Source organism: Paenibacillus sp. FSL P2-0136 (assembly GCF_037975325.1).
In the GTDB taxonomy this organism is placed as follows: Bacteria; Bacillota; Bacilli; order Paenibacillales; family Paenibacillaceae; genus Paenibacillus_AQ; species Paenibacillus_AQ silagei.
Window position 1 is genome coordinate 1,150,588 of sequence record NZ_CP150244.1, and the last position, 16,299, is coordinate 1,166,886.

The window sequence follows — 16,299 nt, forward strand, 5'->3', positions numbered from 1 at the left end:
GTGAGCCAAGGTGAAGCTTGCTATCATCCTGCTCTCTGCTTATATTGTGGACCGGGTGGTTGGTGATCCGCGCAGCCTGCCCCATCCGGTTATTTACATAGGGAAGGTCATTAGTGCTCTGGAGCGGGGGATTCGCCGCTTCGCCTCAGCTCCAAGTGCTCTGAAGCGGGCCGGTATTCTTCTTCCGCTGCTGGTGGCGGGCGGCGCTTGGGCGCTGACCGCGCTGCTTGTTATGCTGCTCGCCCGCCTGTCTCCCTGGCTTGCCGAAGTCTGGCTGATCTCGACCACCATCGCCTCCAAGGGATTGAAGGATGCAGGCATGGCAGTATACACCGAGCTGCGTTCAGGAGATATTCCCGCCGCGCGCCGGGCGCTGGGGATGATCGTGGGCCGGGATACGGCTCATCTGGACAGCCCGGAGATTGTGCGCGGTACGGTGGAGACGGTCGCAGAGAATATCGTCGATGCGATCATCTCTCCGCTGTTCTTCGCCCTGCTGGGCGGGGCGCCGCTGGCCATGGCTTACCGTGCGGTGAACACGCTGGATTCCATGGTCGGCTACAAGAACGATAAATACCGCGACCTCGGCTGGGCATCGGCCCGCTTGGACGATGTCGCCAACTACATACCGGCGCGGTTGACCGCACTGCTCTTAACCTTATGTGCTGCGCTCCTGCGGCTGGAATGGCGGAGATGCTGGCGCACCGTGCGCCGGGATGCCCGCCTTCATCCCAGTCCAAACAGCGGCTACCCGGAATCGGCAGTTGCCGGGGCCCTCGGCATCCGGCTGGGCGGCGAGAATGTATACCATGGCATCGTCTCCTTCCGCGCTTACATGGGTGATCCGCTGCGGACGATGGAGCCGGAGGATATTATTGTGACTTCGCGGATGATGATGTGGTCATCCGCAATATTTGTCTGCATCTGTGCAGCCGTTGCCCTGCTATGGCACGGGATCGGGGGCTGAGCGGGGTGAAAGCTGACCATTGCCAAGCAGAATGGAGTGGAGGTTCTCCTCGGGGAAATTCCAGCGCGCCAAGAAACCTGTTACAGCCAGTGCAAATGGAACTGGTGCTGCTGCGTCACGGCTATACGCAGTGGAACAAGGAGCGGCGCTATTTAGGCAGGACAGATCTCCCACTGCTACCGGGGGAAGCGCATCGGCTTGCTGATCTTCGGTTGCAGTCTGCACTTAGCGGGGAATTTCAGCAAGTCTATTGCAGCGACCTGCGCCGGTGCCGAGAGACTCTAACAATCCTGACTCCGCACCTGGAGCAGAAGGCGGTCTATGATTCCCGGATGCGGGAGATGGATTTCGGTGCCTGGGAAGGCTGCACCTATGAGCAGCTACAGGATAATGGACATTACCGCAACTGGATCGATCATCCCGAATCGGTAACGCCGCCGGAAGGGGAGTCATGGGAGGACTTCACGGGCCGGGTGGAGGCTGTCTGGGGTCAACTCCAGCGGGAAGCAGAGCTAGGAATTGAAGCAAGAGCAGAGACAGACGCAACAGGTTCTGTTGCTGCGCTGCCAGGTGCGGATTCGGCAAGCCGAGAAGAGTGCGTCCAAGGAAGAGATATGCCAAAGACCACAGCACGGGAGCTAGAGTCAAAGCAGGCACCCGTGGTTTATCGTGTGCTATTGGTGACCCACGGCGGTGTCATCCGGCAGCTGCTGGCGCGGATCATCGAAGGCGTGACATTCTATACCGCAGCAGCACCGGCTCCAGGTGAGGTTACGGTCCTGCATCTGCGGAAGGTTGGAGGAAGCTGGCGGATGGCAGCGGAGAATGCTAACGGGTGAATGTGGCGTAACTACTAACGCTGACGATTCCACTATCGCAGATACTGAAGATTCCGCTAACGAATACGCTATCGCTAACGAGATACTGACGATTTCCCTGACGATAACGCAACCGCTGATGATTCCGTGCAACTGCTAACGGGTGAGTTGCACTATGTACATCAGATTGGTCTAATAACCGTGCCAAAACACGTTCTACTGTATTTCCTGCAACAGAATATCAGCAATTGCCCCCATAACGGGCAAAATCCAAATTTCTAATGTACATAATGCAGCAGAACACGAAAAAGTGTCAATATACGCTAATCTGACTGTACGAAATACAATAGAACCCTCAGGAGAGCGCCCGAATGGTGTCTAGAGCCAACTGGTATAATCACATCATGTCCCTGTCCCGCCGCACCCGTCGTTTAGGTCCCATGTGGGTACTCGTAGCAGCACATCAGCATTCCGGTCCCATGCGGGCACTCGCAGTATTATATCTGGAACGTCTGGTCCCGGGAGCATTGGCAGCCTCTCATCAGACATTCCGTTCTCAACAGGCGGGGACGCCTACCAGCACCGCAGGCGGCACATTCCCGCCCCTCATCCCCCACAGAACCACGCCCGGAAGAAAATCCCGGGGCGGTGGTTCTTTTTTTACGGCAGCGTCTGTGCCATGATAGCTATGGAGGCGATCACAGGATGTTTAAGGATTTCAAGCTCATTGCCGGGCGTCCGGTATCGATCCAGGTGAAGGATTACATGAAGCATCTCATCATCAAAAGCGCGCTCCAAGGCGGGCAGAAGCTGCCCTCGACACGTGAGCTGAGCACCTTGCTGAAGGTCAGCCGGAACTCGGTGATCTCGGCTTATGAGGGGCTGGAAGACGATGGCTTTGCCTATACCGTACAAGGCCAGGGCAGCTATGTCGCACAAGGCGCGGCAGCGCAGAACGGTGCGGAAGCCGCCCCATGGACGCTGGACTGGACAGAGCGGCTCAGCAGCCAGGCGCTGCTCGCGGAGGAGCTGGACATTATGAAGCGGGGGATACGCGCGGAGAAGGGCACGATTTCTTTTACCAGCATCGCCCCGGATGAGCGCCTCTTCGATCTGGATCATGTGCGCAGAGCGTTCCTGGAGCGTATGTCCGTAGAGGGCAACGTTCTGCTGAATTATGGATATGCCAAAGGCTATAAGCCATTAATAGACTATCTCAAACAATATATGGAGCATAAAGGCGTAGATCTGCGCGGCAAGGATTTGCTGATTACGAACGGGTTCACGGAGGGTTTCGACCTGGTGCTGTCGGCTCTCGGCAAGCGTCATGGCACAGTGGTCTGCGAGAATCCGACGCATCATACGGCGATCAAGAATCTGAAGCTGCACGGCTTCGGAATTCACGGAGTCACGATGGAGCGGGACGGCATCCACCTCGGGGAGCTGAAGCAGGCGCTGGAGGCGCGGCAATATGACTGTGCTTATCTGGTTCCCTCCTACCACAATCCCACCGGCATCGTCATGTCTCCCGAGAAAAGACAAAGGCTAATGAAGCTGATGCAGGACTATAACGTGCCGGTGATTGAGGACGGGTTCAACGAGGAGCTGCGGTATTCCGGCGCCCATGTGGCTCCGTTAATTGCGGCGGCGGGCGGCGGGAATGGCGTGGTGTATCTGGGGAGCTTTTCCAAAGTCCTGTTCCCCGGGCTGCGGGTGGGCTGGGTGCTGGCGGATGAGGAACTGATCTATTATCTGGAGAGTGTGAAGCGGGCGCGGACCATTCATACCTCGACGCTCGACCAGTCCATTCTGTATCAATACCTGCTGGGCGGCAACCTGGAGAAGTATCTCAAAAAAGCCCGGCTGGAGTATAAACGCAAATACGAACTGACCTTAGCCTGTTGTAAAGAGCATATTCCGTATGCCTCCTTGTCGGGTGATGGCGGGCTGCATCTGTTCGTAACGTTCGCGGAAGGCTTCAATACAAGGGAATTGCTGGCGGCTTGCCATGCGCGGGGAGTTATTTTTACGGCGGGAGACATCTTCTTCACAGACGGTGCAGGACAGAATACGTTGCGGTTGGGATTCTCCAGGGTGGCGGATGAGGATATCGTGAGGGGTATTGCAATCATCGGGAAGACAGCACGGCAAATCATGGGAGAATGAGGTGCGGATATGCTAAGAGTAGGTGTGATTATGGGCGGGGTGTCGTCCGAATATGAGGTGTCGCTGAAGACCGGCAGGGAGATGCTGAAGGCGCTTGATCCGGCAAAATACACAGCGGTTCCGGTACACATTACCTCGCGCAAAGAGCTGCTTAAAGGGGTAGCGGGACTGGACTTCGCTCTGCTCGCCCTGCATGGGGCCTACGGGGAAGATGGTACGGTGCAGGGAGCCCTGGAGACGCTCGGAATCCCGTATTCCGGTAGCGGGGTGCTCGCAAGCAGCTTATGTATGGATAAAGGGCTGGCCAAGACGGTCATCCGCAGCAAAAGCATCCCCACACCCGATTGGCTGTGCTGGGACAGCATGGACGAATATGCCCCGGAAGCCGTGCAGCGGCTCGGTTATCCGGTGATGGTGAAGCCGAATTCCGGCGGGTCCAGCATCGGCATGACCAAAGTAAGAGGGCCAGAGGAGCTGCGGGCGGCGGTGGAAAAAGCTTTTTCCAGTGCGGATGGAGGCTCTGTGCTCATTGAACACTATATCCCGGGACAGGAGATTACCTGCTCTATCCTGGGGGGAGAAATGCTGCCGGTCATCGGCATTCAATCGCTGGGTGCGGACTGGTTCGATTATGAGGCCAAATACGAGCAGGGCGGCGCGGAGGAGCAGATCATCCGGCTGCCGGATGCGTTGCAGGAACAGGTGCGGAAGGCGGCGTTAACCTGCTACCGGGCGCTCAAATGTGCAGTGTATGCACGGGTGGATATGCTGCTGCAGGATGGCATCCCTTATGTGCTGGAGGTAAATACATTGCCAGGAATGACGGCAACCAGCCTGTTGCCCCAGAGTGCAGAAGCTGCCGGGATAGACTTCAGCAGCCTGCTGGATGAGATCATTACCGGATCGCTGCGTGAGCGCGGGGGGCTGCAAGGTGCATCTGGAGAGGGAGCGCGGACGGTTGCGGATACAGGAGTTAAGCCGCAGAGGCAAGTCAAGGAAGCGCAGCAAGCCGATCATACCCATCAAACCCCTCAAGCGCAGCCTGTAGAATATGGAGGTGTCAGGCTATGAGCATGATGAGAAGGGATAATGCCGTCATCATTAATCCGCGGTTACAAGAGATTCCGCCTTCGGGCATCCGGGCTTTTTTTGATCTGGCTGCGGGTAACAACGATATTATCTCACTGGGAGTGGGCGAGCCGGACTTCGCAACACCCGCGCAGGTTAGAGCTGCCTGCATTCGTGCGCTGGATCGGGGGGAGACGGGGTACACCTCTAACAGCGGACTGCCGGAGCTGCGGGAGGAGATTGCGGGCTATATGCAGACCAGCTTCGGATTGCGTTACGATCCTGCGGATGAAATCTTGGTTACGGTGGGCAGCAGTGAAGCGGTGGATCTGGCGCTGCGGGCCTTCATGGCTCCCGGGGATGAGATTCTGATTCCTTCTCCGGGATATGTTGCTTACGCGCCTATCGCCTACCTGAACGGCGGGACGCTGGCACCGGTGGAGACGAAGGTGGAGGAAGGCTTCAAGCTTACGGCAGAAGCCTTGCGCAGAGCGATTACCCCACTCTCCAAGCTGCTGATTGTGAATTTTCCGAGTAATCCAACCGGGGCGGTCATGACGTACGAGGACTGGCTGCCGGTGGCTGAAGTGGTGAAGGAGCATGACCTGATCGTCATTTCCGATGAGATCTATGCCGAGTTGACCTATGACAGCAAGCATGTAAGCATCGCTTCCCTGCCCGGGATGCAGGAGCGGACGGTGGTGATCAGCGGGTTTTCGAAGGCTTTTGCCATGACGGGCTGGCGGGTGGGCTATGCCTGCGGGAACCGTGAGCTGCTCTCGGCCATGCTCAAAATCCATCAATACACCGCCATGTGCGCCCCTGTACCGGGACAGATTGCTGCTGCTGAAGCCCTGCGCAGTGCGCTCCCGGATATGGAGCGGATGAAGGCATGCTTCAAAGAACGCCGCTCGCTGATCGTGGAGGGCCTGCGGTCCGCCGGATTATCCTGCCATATGCCGCAGGGGGCCTTCTATGCCTTCGCTTCGATCGGCCGCACCGGGCTCGGGTCAGAAGAGTTCGCCTTGCGCCTGCTTCAGGAGGCAGGGGTTGCCGTAGTACCGGGCCATGTGTTCGGAGCCGGAGGGGAAGGCTATATACGCTGCTCCTACGCCGCTTCTACGGCGAAGCTGACCGAAGCGCTGGAGCGGCTGGACGACTTCATGAAGATGTCAATGCTGCATAGTGTTGCAGGTAAAAATGTAATTGTAAGATGATTTCATATCACCTATAATCCTTAAAGGAAGAAATAGGGATATTGTAACAGCATTCCGGCCCGCCGCCGGATCAGGAAGCCCCCTTCTTCATTTGGAGGGGGGCTTTTGGGCTTGTAATGGGGGAAGGCTGGGGAGCCGGCAGGAGCTTGATGGTGCTGAAAGTTGGCGGGCGGGTAGACGGTTGGCAGGTAACTAGGTAATTGTGGCGGGATGTAGGCTGGCGTAAGAGAGCAAAGTAGGCGGGGGAGGAAAGAGAGGGAGAAATCCCTTTGATCCTAAAGTGCTTAGGTGCACAAGTGCACCTGATTTCAGCGAAATGGGCCCAGTCGATCGAATGAGGGGTATTAGTGCACCTGATTTCGGCGAAATGGGGCTAGGCGGTCAAATGAGGGGTATTAGTGCACCTGATTTCAGCGAAATGGGCCCAGGCGGTCGAATGAGGGGTATAAGTGCACCTGATTTCGGCGAAATGGGGCCAGGCGGTCGAATGAGGGGTATAAGTGCACCTGATTTCGACGAAATCGGCGAAATGGGCTAGGCGGTCAAATGAGGGGTATTAGTGCACTTGATTTCAGCGAAATGGGGCTAGTCGGTCAAATGAGGAGCAATAGTGCACCTGATTTCAGCGAAATGGGGCCAGTCGATCGAATGAGGGGTATTAGTGCACCTGATTTCAGCTAACTTGACCTACCACACGACTACACCATTCCGCCACCCCCGCACACCCGCACCCGCACCCTGCAACTTTTACACTGTATGCTCATACAGTTGCATCACCTCCAAAGAAGCATTTTGACTAAATTTCTCCTTCTCATACAGGCTTAGACTCTTCTGTTCACTAACGAGCGGCATGGCCTGCAATACTTGCGAATTTAAACTTAATGACTGTTACACAACTTCAACGTAACCTGATCAGCAGACACAGATGTATTCTTGCAGCGGGAGTCCGCTTCCGCACTATCTAATAGGAGGCATTATTAATGATCTCAGCCATTCAAGAAGTAACCGGACGGATCGCCCCGCCTGACGAAAAAGCTACACTGCGCGCAGTGCTCCGCCTGAACAGTCTGACCAAGCCGCCCGGAAGCCTCGGGCGGCTGGAGGCGCTGGCTGTCCGGTTGGCCGGAATCTCCAAAGTAGAGCAGCCCTGCTACAGCAAACGAACGGTAGTGGTTATGGCCGCAGACCATGGGGTCTGCTGTGAAGGCGTCAGTGCTTTTCCGCAGGAGGTCACCATGCAGATGGCCTATAACTTCCTCAGCGGCGGGGCGGCTGTGAATGTGCTGGCCCGCCAGGGCGGTGCTGAGGTACAGTTCGTGGACATCGGGATCAACGGCGATATCGAGCACCCGCAGCTGATTAACCGTAAGGTCCGCCGGGGCACAGACAATATGGCAGCAGGCCCGGCGATGAGCCGGGAGGATGCACTGCGCGCGATTCTGGCCGGAGTTCATGTGGCGCAGGAGGCGGTGAAGAATGGAACGGAGATTTTCATTACCGGGGAGATGGGCATCGGGAATACGACAGCCAGTGCGGCGGTCTTGTGCGCACTCGAAGGCATTCCGGCAGAGACGGCGGCTGGGCGGGGGACAGGCATTAACGATGAGCGGCTCCAGCACAAAATCTCGGTAATTGAACGTGCCCTCGAGGTGAATAACCCTGACCCCGCAGATCCGGTTGATGTGCTCGCCAAGGTCGGGGGGCTTGAGATTGCGGGGCTGGCCGGGCTGATTCTCGGAGCGGCGTCCCTGCGGATTCCGGTTATTCTGGACGGCTTCATCTCCGGGGCGGCAGCCTTGATCGCCCGGGCACTGGCGCCGGAATCCACAGCGTATATGATCGCTTCCCATGTCTCTGGTGAGCAGGGGCATAAGCTGATGCTGGACCGCCTCGGTCTGGAAGCGCTGATTGATATGGGCCTGCGGCTGGGAGAAGGCACTGGGGGTGCACTGTGTTTGCATTTCATCGAAGCGGTCTGCCGGATTATGCGTGAGATGGCAACCTTCGAGAGTGCGGGCGTCTCCGGATCGGAGAGCGTATGAGCATTCTGGTCACGGGAGGGGCACGCAGCGGCAAAAGCGGCTTCGCCGAGCGTCTGACCCGCAAGCTGGCTGACTCGCGGCAGGCGGTCTATGTGGCAACCGGACAGGCTTTTGATGCGGAGATGGAAGCGCGGATTGCGTTGCACCGGCAGCAGCGGCAGGCGGATGCGGACGGCTTCCAGTGGGAGACACTGGAGGAGCCGCTTAAGCTCGCAGCGCTGCTGGAGCAGCTCTCCGGCAGCGGCCAGACTGTGCTGGTGGACTGCCTGACGCTCTGGCTGTCGAATCAGCTGCTGGCTGTGGAGCAGAGGAGCGACAGGCAAAAATTCGTGGAGGATGAAATTGCTGGTCTGGAGCAGGCGGTCTCCGGCTTCGAGGGAACGCTGATCCTCGTTACCAATGAGGTCGGCGGCGGCATTGTGCCGGAGTATCCGCTGGGCCGGCTGTACCGTGATTTGGCCGGAAGGATGAACGCCCGGCTTGCTGCCCGGTGCGGGCAGGTATTTCTTGTTACCGCCGGAATCCCGGTTGAGCTGAGAAGCCGGGAGTATCTTCTGTGAGTGCGCGGGGGAGCGCCGCAGCCGCGTTTCAGTTCCTGACGCGGTTTCCGGTCAGAAGCAGCGGGGAGTTCTCGCCGGAGCTGCTGCGCGCCAGCGTGGTCTATTACCCGCTCGTCGGGGCAGCCATCGGCCTTAGCACGGCGCTCGGTGCCGCAGCGACAGGCTGGCTGCTGCCGGCTTGGCCTGCCGCTGTCGTCACCCTCATCCTGTGGGTGGGGCTGACCGGCGGGCTGCATTTGGACGGCTGGATGGACACTGCCGATGCCCTGCTCAGCTACCGCTCCAGGGAGCGGATGCTGGAGATCATGAAGGACAGCCGTGTCGGCGCTATGGGCGTGCTGGCCTGCGTGCTGCTCCTGCTGCTGAAGGCCTCGCTGCTGGCGGCATGGCTCGAAGGCGGCAGCTTCAGCCTGCTGCCGCTGCTCCTGCTGCCGCCGGTCTGGGGCCGCTGGTACATGGTGCGGGCGATGGCCCGCTATCCCCTGGCCCGCGGCAATGAAGGGCTGGCCGCCACCTTCGGCGGGCTGCCTGCCCGGCAGGAGCGGCGCGCGGGCCTGAGCGCCGCACTGCTGACGCTGGCCGCTGCCGCTGCGCCTCTGGCGCTGGGCGCGGGCGGCGGGGCCTGGCCGCTGCTGGCGGCTGCGGCCATCCTGGCGCCGCTGGCTGCGGCGGCCGGCGGCCGGCTCGCTGCGCGGCGGATTGGCAGCCGGCTCGGCGGGCTCACCGGCGACGTCTACGGCGCGCTGGGCGAGCTGCTGGAGACGGTGGTCCTGCTTGTGCTGGTACTGGCCCAGCACAACCTGCCTTAGCGGGCTGAGCGGCAACTGCCCGCGTGCGTCTGAATTGTGTGCCATGCCTACGCAGCATTTAAGCGCCGCTTGGCACCGCTTCGCCCGGCGCATGAACCGGCCGCGCCGGCCCTTCACCTATACGCCGCACCACCCGGCGACCAACACCTGCGCGCCGACAAGCCGGCAGCAGCAAGAAAGCGAGGAAGATGAACATGGAAGATACAGCCTCATATATAGGCGCAATAGGTGCACTAGGCGCAGCCCGGTCAGCGGAATCCGGGCCTCGGCGCCCCGGCGCCGTGCTGATGATCCAGGGGACAGCCTCCGATGTCGGCAAAAGCCTGGTCACTGCCGCCATCGGGCGGATTATGACCCGGGACGGCTACCGGACGGCCCCGTTCAAGTCGCAGAATATGGCGCTGAATTCCTATGTCACAGCGGACGGCAAGGAAATCGGCCGTGCTCAGGGGATGCAGGCGGAAGCCTTCGGCATTACGGCTACCAGCGATATGAATCCGATTCTGCTGAAGCCCTCCGGGGAGATGAGTGCGCAGATTGTCGTGCATGGGGTGCCGCATGCCGCCCTCAGCGCGAGGGAATACCGTGAGAAGTTCCTTCCCGAAGCTAAGGACACCGTAATGGATGCGCTCGGGAGGCTGCGGGAAGCTTATGATATTGTGCTGATGGAGGGTGCGGGCAGTCCGGCGGAAATCAATCTTAAAAGCCGGGATATCGTCAATATGAATCTGGCCGGATGGGCAGATGCACCCGTGCTGCTGGTCGCCGACATTGACCGGGGCGGGGTCTTCGCCTTCATCGTCGGCACCCTGGAGCTGCTGGAGCCGCATGAACGCGCCCGGGTGAAGGGCTTCATAATCAATAAATTCCGCGGGGATGTCTCCCTGTTACAGCCCGGACTAGACTGGCTGGAGGAGCGTACAGGCATCCCGGTACTCGGGGTGCTGCCGTTCCTGCCGCAGCTGCGGATTGAGGCGGAGGATTCCGTGGTACTAGAAGGAACGTCCGGCCGTCAGCGGGAGGAGTCCGCGAAGGAGCTTGATATCGCCGTCATCCGTTATCCGCGGATCTCCAACTTCACCGACTTCGATCCGCTGGAGGAGGAGCCGGATACCGTCTTACGCTACGTGCAGTCGGCAGATGAGCTGGGAACGCCGGATGTAATTATCCTGCCGGGCACGAAGAACACTGCTGCTGACCTGCAATATCTGCGCGAGCAGGGCTTCCCTGCTGCAATCGAGCGTGCGCTGGAGCGGGGAACGCAACAGCTTGCCGGAATCTGCGGCGGGTATCAGATGCTGGGCTTGAAGCTGCTGGATCCCCATGCCGTAGAGAGTGCGGAGCCGGGAGAGAGTGAGGGGCTGGGATATCTGCCGCTCTCGACAGCTTTTCTCCAGCACAAGACTACGGTGCGGGTGAGCGGCGGGCTGGCTGCGGATCATCCCCTGCGGTTAAGCACCACAGCCAATGGTGTAACACCGGAAGTTTTGCCTGTCGCTGGTTATGAGATACATATGGGAACAACCACGAACCACGATCCGTCTTCTGTACTCAGCCTGTTTACGCTGGCCGGACCGGAAGGACAGGCTGTACCGGAGGGTTGGGGAACCCGGGACGGTAGAGTCTGGGGCAGCTATCTGCACGGGCTGTTCCATAATGATGCCCTGCGCCGGAGCTGGCTGAACGGACTGCGCAGCTCCAAGGGGCTGACACCGCTAACGGCGACCTTCTCGGCTGCCGAACTCCGTGAACAGGAATTTGACCGGCTGGCAGATGCTGTGGAGTCCCATTTGAATATGGCTGCGGTATATGCAACCATGGGTCTGCCTGGAGGGGGAGAATAGCCATGCTGCTTGCAGTGCTGCTGTTTGTTGTAGCTGGTCTCGCTGAGATCGGCGGCGGATACCTCGTCTGGCTCTGGCTGCGGGAATCGCGCCCGTTATGGTATGGATTAGCAGGCTCGGTTATCCTGATCGCCTATGGTATAATCCCGACCCTGCAGAAGTTTCCTTCGTTTGGCCGGGTATACGCCGCTTATGGCGGAGTATTCATCGTACTGGCTGTACTGTGGGGCTGGCTGGTGGACCGCAAGACGCCGGATCTCTACGACTGGATCGGGGCCGGCATCTGTGTCATCGGGGTATCCGTCATTTTATGGGCGCCAAGGCACTGAGCAACAACCTTCACTTTTCCATAAAAAAAGCAGTTTCAAAGGCCACATCGCCTCGGGAACTGCTTTTCTATTGTATTAGCTGGTCCGGCGGATCTTCAAGCTCTGTATCAGTATCAGCGTCAAAAATAGTTGGATTTTCGGCACTTGTTCATGCACCACAGGCACCTTGCTAAGCAATAGTTGGAAAAAAGGCACTTAAAAAAGCTGGAATTACCGAAAAAAGAGAATTCACCCGATAATAAGTTACACTTTTCTAACTAAAATCCTCTAACGTTCCAAAATTGCGGAATTAAGATACATTTATCCAACTAAATCCTGCATCACGCTAACGGCAGCAGCATTCGCAGAGGTCCCAGCACTCCCTTCCACTAAACAAGATACCGTTTGAAAATCAATTTACACTATAAGCGCTCCCGCTATCTCCACATGACCGCTCTTAGCACCCTCAAATCTTAAACTGCTGAGCGGCCTTCTGCAGCTTCACGGCCTGCTGGTAGAGGTGCTCGACAGTTAGGGCATGGCCCTCCAGCTCTTCATGCTGGCGTGCCGAGTTGTCGGCAAGCGTGTCTGCGTTCTGCTGCGACTTGGCGGTAATCTGCGCCGTTTCTTCTACAGAGGCACTGACTTCCTCGGTACCTGCTGAGATCTGCTGGGTTGCGGCAGAGACGGACTGGATGCTGTGATTGATGCTCTGAATGAGGATCAGCAGGTGGTTGAAGGCGTTGCCTGCTTCGACCACCTTATTCACTCCGGAAGCCACTTCAGCGTTGACATGGTTCATTTCGGATACGGACTGGTTCATATCCTCCTGCAGACTCAGCAGGAATTCACGGATCTGCTCATTGGATTCCTTGGACTGCTCAGACAGCTTGCGCACTTCCCCGGCCACCACAGCGAATCCGCGGCCATGCTCCCCGGCACGGGCAGCCTCAATGGAAGCATTGAGCGACAGCATCTGAATTTGCTTGGTAATCTCAGTAATCCCCTGCACGACTTCACCGATCATCAGCGAGCGTTCGTTCATCAAGCGGAACTGCTCCAGTGACTGTTCGGAGGCCTGCTCTACCTGGCGCATCTGCTCCACTGCACTCTGGGCAATATCATTGCCGCTCTGGGCTTCGGTGGAAGCCTCGCTGATCTGCTCGGTGACCTCACCGGCGGCGGAGGCAATATGCTGGATGCCCATATTGATCTCATCCATGGCGCGGGAGTTATCCATCGCGCTGCTGGCAATCATGGTACTGCCCTTGCCGATCTCTTCCACAGAGGCCGCTGAATGTTCAGCCATCTCATTAAGGATCTGGACACGCGTCTTCAGATCATTGGAATCGGCTACTACTGTCCCGGAGGTATCCAGCACATGTCCGATCATCTCCTTCAAGCGCTCACTCATGATGCGGAAGCTCTCGGAGAGCTGTCCGACTTCATCGGTACCCTTAAGCGTGAGCGCTTCGGTGAAGTCGCCGCCTGCCAGCTTGTTGCTGTAGGCCGCAAGCTTAGAGATCGGACGGGTGATTCTGCGGCTCATGAAGCCAGCAGCAGTGACGCCTACCACCAGCGCCAGCAGGGTAATTCCTGCGCTTGTCCACAGGATGCTGCTCATTTTGTCTTGGACGAAGTTCATATCGGCGCTTGCAGCTACAATCATGGTTGTTCCGGGAACACCGACATAGGCACTTTTATGTATACCGTGGCTATCACTATAGATTTCACTAAGCCCTGTCTTTCCTTTGGAGGCTTGCTCCATGGCAGGCGATACTTCTAAGGCTTCATCCGGCTGGAGCTTGGCGCCATGATCTGCGGTCAGGACAGTGGCCTGGCCATCCTTCAGATTGATGAGGAAGAGAGTATCCACATCCAGCTTTTTACGCTTGTCTTCCAAATAGAATTCGACATTGGTCCTGGCCTGCTCATTCTTGTTCAGGGTCTGCTGCGCACTGGTTGCATTCAGGTTCTTATAGGCATCCTGGGCGGCGGCACTCAGAGACTTGTCGATCTGCGGAATGACATAGCTGTTAATGGTGCCGATAGATATAATGTAGAAGCTGATACTCAACGTAAGAGAAGTGAGTAGCAAAACGACAAACAGCAACAGCGTAAATTTGCGACTAATTGATTTTTTGAAGCCAAACATGGCATTCGCTCCTTTTTACGTGAAATGCATCTTAATCTCCATATTCTATAGAATTAACCTCCGGTTGAATAGTGAAAATTTGCAATATACTGCATTATTTTCAGAAATAACTGAATATTTAATGACTCTATCACTATTTCGGCAAAAAGAAGCAACGAAATGCCGTTTTTCTGAAAATTTAAAATTTCATAGCATGTTAGCTTTGTATGTGATAGAGTAGTAATGTTTTGTTTCTTGAATACTGCGATCCGCGGTTCGTAACCATCCCGCGTAACCAAAACTAGGAGGAATACCAGGCATTATGTTTAATTTGTTGTGGGGCGTTTGTTTTGTTGTCGTTAATTTTGTGTTTTTTCTGCTGTGCTACCGCTTATTCGGTAAAAAAGGGCTCTACGCCTGGGTCGGCATGGCGACCGTAGTCGCTAATATCCAGGTCGCCAAGACGATTGCGATGCCGTTCGATATCGTGATGACGCTGGGCAATACGATGTATGTCACACTCTATATGACCAGTGACCTGCTCAATGAGCGGTATGGCCGGGCTGAAGCGCGGAGCGCTGTATGGTTCGGCTTCTTCACGCTGCTGATGACGACCGTCATTATGCAGATGGTGCTGGTGTTCAAGCCGCAGGAGACGGACATTGCCCAATCCGCGCTGCAGACGATATTCGGCCTGATGCCGAGACTGGCGCTGGGCAGTCTGACCGCTTATTTTATCAGCCAGTTCCTGGATGTACGGCTCTACGCCTGGATACGAAAATATTATGGCAGCTCTAAGCAGCTATGGATTCGCTCGAACGGCAGCACGATGATCAGCTCCTTTGTCGATACGCTGATCTTCTGCACGATTGCTTTTGCCGGAACCTATGACATGAAGGTGTGGACCGAGATTCTGCTGACCACCTACCTGTCCAAGTTCATCCTCACGGCCGCCGGCACGCCGGTGCTGTATCTGGGCCGTTCCTTCAAATTTGCCGAAGAAGAGCAGAAGCCTGTTATCCGGGACTAAGTCTCCCCATTATAAAGCCCCAGCCCCGAAGATCGGGAGACTGGGGCTTTTGTGTGCCGTGATTTATAGTGGGCTCGCGCGCTAAGTTTGAGGCTTCCTGAACGCTCAGCAGAATTACAGGTTAAGCACTGTCCATTCTTTGGGGAAGCGGGTCAGCGTCTGCGGACCTTCGGCGGTGACCAGCACATCATCCTCAATGCGCACACCGCCGAGACCCGGCACATAAATCCCAGGCTCTACGGTGAAGACGTTGCCGTTCTGGATAATATCCGTATTCAGCCCGTGCAGCGAAGGATATTCATGGGTGTCCATGCCCAGCCCGTGTCCGACACGGTGCATGAAGTACTCTCCGTAACCTGCGGCGTCAATGACATCACGTGCCGCTTTGTCGACAGAACCGAAGGACGCTCCGGCCACGGAGGCGGCAATGCCCGCTTCATTGGCAGCAAGCACAGCACTATATATATCACGCAGTCTGCTGTCCACTTCACCTACCGCGAAGGTGCGGGTAATATCGGAAGCGTAGCCTCCGGCATACACACCGAGGTCGAACATAAGCAGATCGCCCGGCTGAATAAGGCGTTCGCCCGGTACGCCGTGTGGGAGGGCCGTTTTCGGACCGGACAGCACCATCGTGTCGAAGGAGGGGCCGGAGGCACCGGTTTTTTTCATCAGATACTCCAGCTCCGCTACCAGTTCAATCTCGCTGACGCCGGCTTTGACATGTGCCAGACCCTGACGGAGAACCTCCTCCACCAGCTCGGCGGCATGCTGCATGATGCGCACTTCCTCCGGGGTCTTGACCGCGCGCATCGCCCGTAGCAGATGGCCGATATCCTGGTAGGAACCGGCGGCGACCGCTTCTGCGAGGAGTTCATACCGGCTGACGGAGAAGTGTTCCTTCTCGATGCCGATGCTGCCCGGACTAACATTGCCGAAGCGTGACTTCAGCAGAGCGTACGGGTTGTCCGTGTCACTGTGTGTCAGAATCGTCTTCACCGAGGAGGCGGCATGCGCGGCTTCGGCGTCCAGCGCCGGAACGATCAGCACCGGTTCCTCGCCCCGGATCAGCAGCAGGCCCAGAAAACGTTCATGCGGGTTACTGGCAAAGCCCGTCAAATAGTACACATGCTTGGGATCGGTTACGAGCAGGGCATCCAGGCTTGCGGCTGCCATGTCCTGCTCCAGTTGTTGCAGAGCTGCATTCATTTCATTAGTTCCCCTTTCATCTACACGCTTGAACAGCAATGTTCCCATTATAATTCATAAAAATGGATGCTGCACCTCCCGTTATCACTGCAGCCTCAGTCGTTTGAGGAAGAGAAGCACAGGGTAA

At 57.2% G+C, this 16,299-nt stretch carries 13 protein-coding genes; 11 read left to right on the forward strand and 2 right to left on the reverse strand.

Features of this window, described 5'->3' with window-relative positions; genetic code table 11:
* Nucleotides 1–10 precede the first annotated feature (10 nt).
* From cbiB to NYE26_RS04940, 10 genes are all read left to right on the forward strand, one after another.
* Entirely contained in the window at nucleotides 11–967 is a 957-nt protein-coding gene (cbiB, locus tag NYE26_RS04895; protein ID WP_339254288.1) for an adenosylcobinamide-phosphate synthase CbiB, read from the forward strand.
* Nucleotides 968–1,062: 95 nt separating this feature from the next.
* Complete coding sequence (locus NYE26_RS04900) at nucleotides 1,063–1,806, forward strand: histidine phosphatase family protein (RefSeq protein WP_339254290.1); 744 nt, start codon at nucleotides 1,063–1,065, stop codon at nucleotides 1,804–1,806.
* Between the two features lie 684 nt (nucleotides 1,807–2,490).
* Nucleotides 2,491–3,951, forward strand: coding sequence for a PLP-dependent aminotransferase family protein (locus NYE26_RS04905; protein ID WP_339254291.1), 1,461 nt, complete (start codon nucleotides 2,491–2,493; stop codon nucleotides 3,949–3,951).
* A 9-nt stretch (nucleotides 3,952–3,960) separates the two neighbouring features.
* A complete protein-coding gene (locus NYE26_RS04910; RefSeq protein ID WP_339254293.1) occupies nucleotides 3,961–5,022 on the forward strand; it encodes a D-alanine--D-alanine ligase in 1,062 nt (353 codons plus the stop codon).
* On the forward strand, nucleotides 5,019–6,236 hold the full coding sequence (locus tag NYE26_RS04915; protein WP_339254294.1) for an aminotransferase class I/II-fold pyridoxal phosphate-dependent enzyme: 1,218 nt from the start codon (nucleotides 5,019–5,021) through the stop codon (nucleotides 6,234–6,236). Before NYE26_RS04910 ends, NYE26_RS04915 begins: the two co-directional genes overlap by 4 nt.
* A 980-nt stretch (nucleotides 6,237–7,216) precedes the next feature.
* Nucleotides 7,217–8,278, forward strand: coding sequence for a nicotinate-nucleotide--dimethylbenzimidazole phosphoribosyltransferase (gene cobT, locus NYE26_RS04920; protein WP_076081873.1), 1,062 nt, complete (start codon nucleotides 7,217–7,219; stop codon nucleotides 8,276–8,278).
* Nucleotides 8,275–8,838 (forward strand): bifunctional adenosylcobinamide kinase/adenosylcobinamide-phosphate guanylyltransferase, encoded by a 564-nt coding sequence (gene cobU / locus NYE26_RS04925; protein ID WP_339254296.1) that lies wholly within the window; start codon nucleotides 8,275–8,277, stop codon nucleotides 8,836–8,838. Before cobT ends, cobU begins: the two co-directional genes overlap by 4 nt.
* Nucleotides 8,835–9,647, forward strand: coding sequence for an adenosylcobinamide-GDP ribazoletransferase (gene cobS, locus NYE26_RS04930; RefSeq protein ID WP_339254297.1), 813 nt, complete (start codon nucleotides 8,835–8,837; stop codon nucleotides 9,645–9,647). The genes cobU and cobS overlap by 4 nt, the downstream gene beginning before the upstream one ends.
* Nucleotides 9,648–9,934: 287 nt before the next feature.
* On the forward strand, nucleotides 9,935–11,491 hold the full coding sequence (locus NYE26_RS04935) for a cobyric acid synthase (protein WP_339257325.1): 1,557 nt from the start codon (nucleotides 9,935–9,937) through the stop codon (nucleotides 11,489–11,491).
* A 2-nt stretch (nucleotides 11,492–11,493) separates the two neighbouring features.
* The gene (locus NYE26_RS04940) at nucleotides 11,494–11,820 is read left to right on the forward strand and encodes a YnfA family protein (protein ID WP_036727604.1); all 327 of its coding nucleotides are present in this window, start codon (nucleotides 11,494–11,496) and stop codon (nucleotides 11,818–11,820) included.
* 445 nt (nucleotides 11,821–12,265) lie between these two features.
* On the opposite strand, the gene NYE26_RS04945 is transcribed toward NYE26_RS04940, so the two are convergent.
* Nucleotides 12,266–13,876, reverse strand: a complete 1,611-nt coding sequence (locus NYE26_RS04945; protein WP_235191958.1) for a methyl-accepting chemotaxis protein — start codon at nucleotides 13,874–13,876, stop codon at nucleotides 12,266–12,268.
* A 379-nt stretch (nucleotides 13,877–14,255) separates the two neighbouring features.
* On the opposite strand from NYE26_RS04945, the gene NYE26_RS04950 reads away from it, so the two are divergent.
* Nucleotides 14,256–14,963, forward strand: coding sequence for a queuosine precursor transporter (locus tag NYE26_RS04950; protein ID WP_339254300.1), 708 nt, complete (start codon nucleotides 14,256–14,258; stop codon nucleotides 14,961–14,963).
* Between the two features lie 114 nt (nucleotides 14,964–15,077).
* On the opposite strand, the gene NYE26_RS04955 is transcribed toward NYE26_RS04950, so the two are convergent.
* Nucleotides 15,078–16,172 (reverse strand): Xaa-Pro peptidase family protein, encoded by a 1,095-nt coding sequence (locus tag NYE26_RS04955; protein WP_339254302.1) that lies wholly within the window; start codon nucleotides 16,170–16,172, stop codon nucleotides 15,078–15,080.
* Nucleotides 16,173–16,299 lie beyond the last annotated feature (127 nt).

Bases quoted from the DNA above. Each gene is read 5' to 3' on its own strand.
- NYE26_RS04900 (WP_339254290.1), top strand. From the start codon at position 1,063: ATGGAACTGGTGCTGCTGCGTCACGGCTATACGCAGTGGAACAAGGAG.
- NYE26_RS04905 (WP_339254291.1), top strand. From the start codon at position 2,491: ATGTTTAAGGATTTCAAGCTCATTGCCGGGCGTCCGGTATCGATCCAG.
- NYE26_RS04910 (WP_339254293.1), top strand. From the start codon at position 3,961: ATGCTAAGAGTAGGTGTGATTATGGGCGGGGTGTCGTCCGAATATGAG.
- NYE26_RS04915 (WP_339254294.1), top strand. From the start codon at position 5,019: ATGAGCATGATGAGAAGGGATAATGCCGTCATCATTAATCCGCGGTTA.
- cobT (WP_076081873.1), top strand. From the start codon at position 7,217: ATGATCTCAGCCATTCAAGAAGTAACCGGACGGATCGCCCCGCCTGAC.
- cobU (WP_339254296.1), top strand. From the start codon at position 8,275: ATGAGCATTCTGGTCACGGGAGGGGCACGCAGCGGCAAAAGCGGCTTC.
- NYE26_RS04935 (WP_339257325.1), top strand. From the start codon at position 9,935: ATGATCCAGGGGACAGCCTCCGATGTCGGCAAAAGCCTGGTCACTGCC.
- NYE26_RS04940 (WP_036727604.1), top strand. From the start codon at position 11,494: ATGCTGCTTGCAGTGCTGCTGTTTGTTGTAGCTGGTCTCGCTGAGATC.
- NYE26_RS04950 (WP_339254300.1), top strand. From the start codon at position 14,256: ATGTTTAATTTGTTGTGGGGCGTTTGTTTTGTTGTCGTTAATTTTGTG.
- NYE26_RS04955 (WP_339254302.1), bottom strand. From the start codon at position 16,172: ATGAATGCAGCTCTGCAACAACTGGAGCAGGACATGGCAGCCGCAAGC.